Raw genomic sequence first — 8,260 nt, 5'->3', positions numbered from 1 at the left:
GCCGAAACGGTTCCACCACACCGTGGAAATCCCCGGTGGGTAATAGTTGGGAATCCAGTAGTAACCCCACTGCAGCACCCGATCCAGCGCATGGGCATGGCGTAACAGGCTTTCGCGGTTGTCGGCCTGCACCAGCCCTTCAAGCAAGGCATCGACCGCAGGATCACGCAGCACCATGTAGTTGTTGGAGCCGGGATCATCGGCGCCGTCGGAGCCGAAGTAATTGAACATCTCGCGCCCCGGCGCCTGACTCACCGGGTAGCCGACGACGATCATGTCGTAGTCGCGATTGCGCACGCGGTTGGTGTATTGCGCGGTGTCGACCTGGCGAATATCGAAGCCGATGCCGATCTGCGCAAGATTGCGCTTGAACGGCAGCAACAGGCGCTCGAAGCCCTTCTGCCCGTTGAGGAAAGTGAACTGCAACGGCTCGCCATTGGCGTTCACCAACTGATCGCCGCGAGGTTTCCAGCCGGCGGCTTCCAGCAGTTTCAACGCCTGCAACTGCTCGGCGCGGATGTTGCCGCTGCCGTCGGTTTTCGGCGCTTCGAAGACTTGGGTGAACACCTCGTCGGGAATCTTGCCGCGCCACGGTTCGAGGATTTTCAGCTCCTCAGCGTCCGGCAACTCCGTGGCCGCCAACGCGCTGTGCGAGAAGTAACTGCGCTGGCGCAGGTACATGCTGCGCATCATTTGCCGGTTGCTCCATTCGAAATCCCAGAGCATGGCGATCGCCTGCCGCACCCGACGATCCTGAAACATCGGTTTTTGCAGGTTGAACACGAAACCCTGCGAACCTTGCGCAGCTCCCGGCGCCAGATGTTCGCGGAGCAACTTACCCTGCTCCAGTGCCGCCCCGGCATAGCCGATGGTGTAACTGGTCGCGGAAAATTCGCGGTTGTAATCGAAACCGCCGGCCTTGAGCACTTGCCGGGAAACGTCAGTGTCGGCAAAGAACTCCACGCTCAAGTGATCGAAGTTATAGAGGCCACGCGTGATCGGCAGGTCCTTGGCCCACCAATCCGCAACGCGCTGAAATTTCACGCTGCGCCCGGCATCCACTGCGCTGATGCGGTACGGGCCGCTGCCCGGCGGGATCTCGAAACCGGCGCCCTCGGCGAAGTTGCGGGTGCGCCACCAATGTTCGGGCAACACCGGCAGCGTCGCCAGATCCAGCGGCAAGGTGCGGCTGTCATTGTTCTTGAAGTTGAAGCGCACTTGCGTCGGCGACTCCACCACCACGTCGGCGACGTCACGAAACTGCTGGCGATATTTGAGGCTGCCCTGGGTGGTAAACAGCTCGAAGGTGTAGCGCACGTCCTCGGCGGTAATCGGCGTACCGTCGTCGAAGCGTGCCTGGGGATTGAGATAAAAACGCAGCCAGCGGCGATCAGCATCCAGCTCCATCTGCTGCGCCACCAAGCCGTAGACGCTGTAGGGTTCATCCTTGCTGCGATAGGCCAGCGGTGCGTAGAGCCAGCCGTCGATGTCGGCGACGCCGGTGCCTTTGTCGATGTACGGAATCAGATGATCGAACGGGCCGCTTTCCAGCGAGGAGCGGCGTAGGGTGCCGCCCTTCGGAGCATTGGGGTTGGCGTAGGCCAGGTGTTGAAAGTCGGGGGCGTATTTGGGGGCTTCGCCGTAGACCGTCAACGCGGGTTGTGGGGTGGCCCAAATGATTGGGCTTAGCAGCGCAAAAGCGCTGAACAGAATGAGCCTGGAGAGCATTGGCAGATCCTTTTTTGCACGGTGCTGCTTATGGCCTCATCGCTGGCAAGCCAGCTCCCACACGTTTTGCGGTGTTCACAAATCCCTGTGGGATCTGGCTTGCCAGCGATGAGGCCCTAACAATCACCAAACATCCCGCCTACCTGTGATGTGCAACAGGCCGGCAATTTTTATAGGGCAGGCTTAGATCAATAAGTGACTAAAACCTGCCCCTTCCATGAAATCCGATCCTTGTAGGAGCTGCCGCAGGCTGCGATCTGTTGATCTTTAACGTCAAAAGATCGCAGCCTTCGGCAGCTCCTACACAGAGCGGGTCAGAACTTGTAGCTGACCCGCGTGTACAGCGTCCGCCCGAACGGGTCGCCGTACTTCGGGTCGTAACCGCTCTGGAACGTGTAGGTCTGGTTGCTGAACGGTGGCTCGCGGTCGAACAGGTTTTTCGCGCCGAGGGTCACGCTCAGGGTCTTGCGCCAGGTGTACGTGCCGGCCAGGTCCCAGACGTTGTACGAGCCAACGTAATCGTGGGTCTCGCGGTCGGAGTCGTGGTAACCGCTGGTGTAGCGGTTGGTCAGCGCCACGCCATAAGGTCCGTAATTCCAGCTGCCGGTCAGGCTGTGACGCCAGCGGGCCACGGCGCCGGCCGAGGCGAAATCGCCGCCACGGAAGTCGCCGAGCTTGTCGATGTAGTCGCCCTTGAGCTGCTGCTGGTATTCGTAACGACTGACGTAGGTACCTTGCAGGGCGATGCCGAAATTGCCGTACGGGGTGCTCGGCAAGCGATAGTCGAAACTGACGTCGACGCCATTGGTCTTGATCTTGCCGAGGTTGGCTAGGCCGGTAACGATGTGATCGATGGAGCCGTCAGGCTTGCGCACCAGGCGATCCGGGTACAGCTCCGGGTTCTCGAACACCGCCGACTCCGGGAACTCGGCGATCTGGTTGGCGATGTTGATCCACCAGAAATCCAGCCCGGTGCTCAGGCGCTCGAACGGCTGGTAGACGAAACCGAGGGTGACGTTGCGTGCGGTTTCCGGGCTCAGATCAGTATTGCCACCGGTGCGACTGTAGAACTGCTGGGCGCAGTCGCGGTTGGCGATCCCGCCGTTGCTCGGATTGCCACCGGCGCACAGCCGTGGGTCGTTGTAGTTGGCGACAGTGAAGGTGGTGAAATTGGGGTTGTACAACTCGTACAACGACGGCGCGCGGAAGCCCTCGCTGTAGGCGCCGCGCACCACCAGTTCCTTGAACGGCTGAAAGCGGAACGAGTATTTCGGGTTGGTGGTGCTGCCGAAGTCGCTGTACTTGTCGTGGCGCACGGCGGCGGACAATTCCAGGCTGTCGAGCACCGGCACGTTGACCTCGGCGTACTGCGCCGAGACGCTGCGATCCCCGGCAACGCTGGCATTGGGGTCGACGCCCAGGCTCTGCACATCAGCGGCGAACTGGGCGAAATCCTGATGGAAATCTTCCTTGCGGTATTCGCCGCCCAGCGCCAGTGCCGAAGGGCCGGCGCCGAACCAGTCACCGATCTCGCGGCTGACGCGCCCATCAATCGCCTTGACCCGCCCGACCGCCGTCGAGTAATCGCCGTCCACCGCGTTGGCTGCCAGCAACGCCTGCCCGGCGGCGGTCTGCGGGCCAAACGGGTTGATGATGCCGTTGGCGATACCGGCGCTGACGGCGCGGTCGTTGACGTAACCGGCCTCGATGGCATTGACCACTTTGTTCTGGTTGTACGACGCGCCGACGTTGTAGTCCCAACCCACCACGCTGCCGTCAAAGCTCAACAGCAAACGCTGACCGGTGTTGTCGTCTTCATGCTGACGCGCGCCGACGGCGGTTTCGCGCCAGTTCACATCCACCGGTTGCGTCGGGTCGAGGGCAAAACCATTGGGGCCGGGAGTAATGCCGTTGCCGGGATAAAACGCCGTGCCGGGATTGACCTGATTGCCCATCAAGGTGCCAGGGCCGATCTGCGTACGGTTCTCGTTGCGTGCCCAGAAATATTCGAGGCTGACATTGTGATCGTCGGCAAGCTTGCCGGTGGCTTTGGCGAACGCCGAGGTCTTCTCGGTCTCCGGGACCAGATCAAGATAGCTCCACAGGCTCTGGCGGCAGATGCCATTGCGCGCCAGCAAACCCGGCGCGTTACAGCCGGAACCGGCCAGCGGATTGGTGGCGTTGCTGCCCTGACTCCAGTTGGCCGGCGATGCGGTGCCGGAGGTGTAATCGAGGCCACGCCCGGGCTGGTAGTTGTAGGTGTAGCCACGATCCTCGGCGGCCAGGCGTTGCTGCTTGTCATAACTGACCACGCCGAACACGTTGAAGCGGTCATCCTGCAGATCGCCGAAGCCCCAGCTGCCGCTGAAGTTGCGACTTTCACCGCCGCCGGCATGGGTCGGTGTGTCGTAGTGGGTGCTGAGCTGGCCTTCGGTGAGGCTGGACTTGGTGATGAAGTTGATCACCCCGCCGATTGCATCGGTGCCGTACAGCGCCGAAGCGCCGTCACGCAGGACTTCGACGCGGTCAATGGCGGCGAACGGAATGGTGTTCAGGTCAACCCCGGAGCCATTGATCGCGTTGGTCGCGTTGTTGCTCAGGCGCCGGCCATTGAGCAGTACCAGCGTCTTGTTCGGGCCGATACCGCGCAAGTCGGCATACGACGCCCCGCCGCTGCTCGAACCCACCGAGCGCCCGGAGCCGACCGAAGACTGGTTGGCGGAAATCCGGCTGACCAGTTCTTCCGTGGTGCTCACCCCCTGCTCGCGCAGCTCTTCAACTCGCAGAATGGTGACCGGCACTGCGGTTTCCGCATCGACCCGGCGAATCGCCGTGCCGGTGACTTCGACCCGTTGCAACTGGGTCGTGGGCTCGTCGCCAGCGACGGCTGGCAAGGTATTGATCGCCAGCAGCAAGGCCAGGCTCAAACGGGATCTAACGGGTGAAAAATGGATCATGAACAGCCATCCCTGCGTTTTGGTTTATGCAGGGATGTGCAATGGACGGCGGTGTTTTATAGAGGCCGATTTAGACCGTTGGGTGATGAGGTTATGCAAAAACTCAACTGCCGAAGTGATAGCTCACATCCAGCCACCACTGCCGCCCGTACGGGTCATAGTTGCCGGTCGGGTAATACGGCCAGCCGGCGGAGTCGTCGTGCTTGATCTGGTTGAGCACGTTGTTCACGGTCAGGCCGACGCTGGCGCGGTCGTTGAGTTTGTATCGCGCACTGGCATTGAACACCGTCCATGGCGACAGACGCCCGTCACCCGCGCCGTTGGTGACCGACCCGTAGCGAATGCCCATCAACGTCGCCGTGGCCTTCTGATAATCCCAGGTCAGGCTGGCGTTGACCTTGCTGCGCCAGTCGTAGTTGGTGCGCGAGGTGCGCCAGTCCTGGGTCGGTGCTTCGTCCGACTCTTTGTAGTAATGCGATAGCACCAGGGTGTAGCCCAGCGCCGAACTGAACGCCCCGTACTGGCCGGCACCCCAGCGGATGTTGCTCTTGAAGTCCAGACCGCTGACCCGCTCGCTGGCGGCGTTGATCGCGTTGACCCGCACCCGCTGCAACTGGTTGGGATCGATGGCGGCATTGCCCGGATTGCGGTCGATGCGCGCCAGGGTCGATTGGCAGTTGGCCGAGTTGATGTCCTGGGTGCCGTTGCGGCATTCGTTCTCTTGCTGCAACAGGCGGTTTTCGTCGACGGTGGTCAGCAGGTCATCGATCTCGACCCGCCAGAAATCCGTGGAGAAATCGAAATTGCGCGACGGCGACCAGACAAAACCGTAGGTCCAGGATTTGCCGCGTTCGGACTCAAGGTCTGGCGTGCCGCTCTGGGTGTAATCGACCCGACCGCGATCACACGCGCCCTGCACGCCCTGGCTGCAACCGTAGTAGTCGATCTGCGCCGGGTAGTAACCGTTGCTGTCGGACTGGTAGATGTAGTTCAGATCCGGCGCGCGGAAACTGGTGCCGTAACTGCCGCGCAGCAACAGGCTGGTGACCGGGCGCCACTCCAGGCCCAGGTTGTAGGTTTTCTGCTGCTCGCTGCGGCCGCTGAACTTGTATTGATCCCAGCGCCCCGCCGCTGTCGCCAGCACGGTGTCGGTGACCGGAATGCTGAACTCGCCACCGGCGGCATAGCGCTTGCGCGAACCACCGGAGCTTTGCGCCGGGCTCACGCCATAAAAGGTGCCGTCATTCAGACCGTCATCCGGGTCGACGCGATATTCCTGCTTGCCCGCCTCCAGCACACCGGCGAATCCCACCGGGCCGGCCGGCAGGTCAAACAGATCGCCGTTGATCGAAGCGTTGTAACTGGTGGAAACCGACTTGCTGCGCTGGGTCAGGTTGCTGCGAAACTGATCCCACTCCTGCGGCGTCAGCGGACGGTCGAGACGCGAAGCATCCGGGGCGAATACCGGGTAGCCGTCGCGCGTGCCCAGTTGCGGGCCGAGGTAGAAATCCTGAATCGAGGACAGCGGCGTGTAGCGCGTGGTGCGAACACTGCGATATTCCGAGCGGTTGGCCGCCAGATCGTAGCTCCAGCCAGTGTCGGCAATCTTGTCCGAGAGGCCGAGGGTGCCGGTCCATGAGGTGTCGGTCCACTTGCTGTTGTTGCTGGTGCGGCCACCGATTTCCTCTTCACCGTAACGGCGATACCAGCGCTCCAGATTGCCGCTGTTCTGGTTGATGAAATCCGGCGAAGTAAAAGTCGGGCCACGGGTGTTGTTCTGAATGTGATCGAGGCCATACATCAAATCGGCAAACACCTGACCGCTGTCGCTGAAGTGCCAGGTGCCACGAGTGTAGCCGTCGTAGTTTTCCTTTTGCGTCTGGATGGTCCAGTAATCGTTGTACATCTGATCGGTGCGGCAGCGTCCGCCGTTGTTCACCAGCTTGTTGTCGAAAGTGCCTTGATAGGCGCCGCAACCGGGGCCGAGGTAGCGATTGTTGCTCAGGTCGCGACGGTAACCGACGTCCGCCAGCGGGCCGCTCTGCATGAAGCCGCGATCGTCGGCCCAGATCGGATCGCGGTGGGTCAGCTCCAGGCCGAACAAGCCGTCGAAATCGCCCCAACTGCCGCCGCCGCTGATCTGCAGACGCTGGTTGGCGCCACCGCCACGCTCGCTGGTGCCGCCCTTGAGATTGACGTCGATGCCATTGATCTGCTTCTTGAGGATGATGTTGACCACCCCGGCAATCGCGTCCGAACCGTAGATCGCCGAAGCACCGCTGCTGAGGATTTCGATGCGCTCAATGACCGCCGATGGAATGTTCGCCAGGTTGGTGAAGTTGACCTTGCCGTCGTACGGCGTCGGGTAATCGGCGACGCGCCGGCCGTTTATCAACACCAACGTGTGATTGGGGCCGAGGCCGCGCAGGTTGATCGCGCTGGCTGCCGGCTGCCAGGTGTTGCCGTAGTCTTCGCCCTGGGTCATGCCGGTGTTTTGCGTCTGCGTCGCCAGAGCGTCGTAGACGTTCTTGTAGCCGCGCGCTTCCATCTCTTCGTGGGTGATGACGTTGACCGGGGTTGCGCCATCGCTTTGCGCGCGGGCGATTCGCGAACCGGTGACGGTGACTTTTTCCATGCGGTAATCGGCACTGGTGGCCGGGGCCACGGCTGTGACTTTCGCCGCCGCCGGCGTGCTGGCCTCACCTTCGCGCACGCTCAGGCCTTGAGCGCTTTGCTCGACTTGCAGGCCACTGCCGAGCAACGCCTTTTCAACGGCCTGACGCCCGCCCAAGGCACCGCGCACCGCACTGCTGCGTTTGCCTTGCACCAGATTCTGGCTGAAGGAAATCGGCACACCGGTCTGGCGTGAGATGTCCAGCAGCACCTCATCGAGCGGGCCGCTGGCGATGTCGAAGGTGTAGACCTGAGTGGCAGAATCCTGTGCATACACCGTGATCGGCGCCAACCCCATCGCCAATGCGGCGGCGAGTGTCAGGCGCGGTAATTGTTGTTTGAATGAATACATCGAGGGGCTTCCCTGTTGAAGGCGTCTGCAGGGAATGAGCAGCGGGCCGGCGCTTTTTATAGGGCGGGGATTAGGCCAAGAAGTCATAACCCTATAACCGGACTCCACACACCTCTGTGTACCGGGCTTCACACACATCTGCGTACCGTACTCCACGCACATCTGTGTACCGGACTTCACACACATCTGTGTTCCGAACTCCACGCACATCTGTGTACCGGACTTCACACACATCTGTGTTCCGAACTCCACGCACATCTGTGTAGGAGCTGCCGAAGGCTGCGATCTTTTGATCTTGCTTTTAAAAGATCAAAAGATCGCAGCCTTCGGCAGCTCCTACAGGGTATTGATGCTGACCCAGTACGGGTTGTGCCAGGTGACGCGGATCGGCAGCGAACGCTCCAGCAGTTGCAGCGTGCGGTCGCTGTCGTCGAGCGGATAGAGGCCGCTCAGGCGCAGACTGGCAACCTCGGGACTCAGGTGCAGGATGCCGCGCCGGTAGGGGCGCAGGCTGTCGATGACCTCGCTCAGTGGCCGGTCACGCACTTCA

Annotated in this window: 3 protein-coding genes and 1 pseudogene; all 4 read right to left on the bottom strand. The window is 61.5% G+C overall.

Annotated elements, in window-relative coordinates:
• Positions 1 to 1,728 (bottom strand): extracellular solute-binding protein (locus DBR18_RS27555; protein WP_108592712.1); only part of this gene is annotated, 1,728 nt, incomplete at its 3' end.
• 314 nt (positions 1,729 to 2,042) lie between these two features.
• Positions 2,043 to 4,685, bottom strand: a complete 2,643-nt coding sequence (locus DBR18_RS27550) for a TonB-dependent receptor (protein WP_108592711.1) — start codon at positions 4,683 to 4,685, stop codon at positions 2,043 to 2,045.
• A 103-nt stretch (positions 4,686 to 4,788) separates the two neighbouring features.
• Positions 4,789 to 7,710 (bottom strand): TonB-dependent receptor, encoded by a 2,922-nt coding sequence (locus tag DBR18_RS27545; RefSeq protein ID WP_108592710.1) that lies wholly within the window; start codon positions 7,708 to 7,710, stop codon positions 4,789 to 4,791.
• Between the two features lie 336 nt (positions 7,711 to 8,046).
• Positions 8,047 to 8,260: pseudogene (locus DBR18_RS30145) on the bottom strand (iron dicitrate transport regulator FecR); the annotation flags it as partial.

Source organism: Pseudomonas sp. HMWF021, assembly GCF_003061005.1.
In the GTDB taxonomy this organism is placed as follows: domain Bacteria; phylum Pseudomonadota; class Gammaproteobacteria; order Pseudomonadales; family Pseudomonadaceae; genus Aquipseudomonas.
This window is presented reverse-complemented; position numbering and strand designations above follow the sequence as displayed.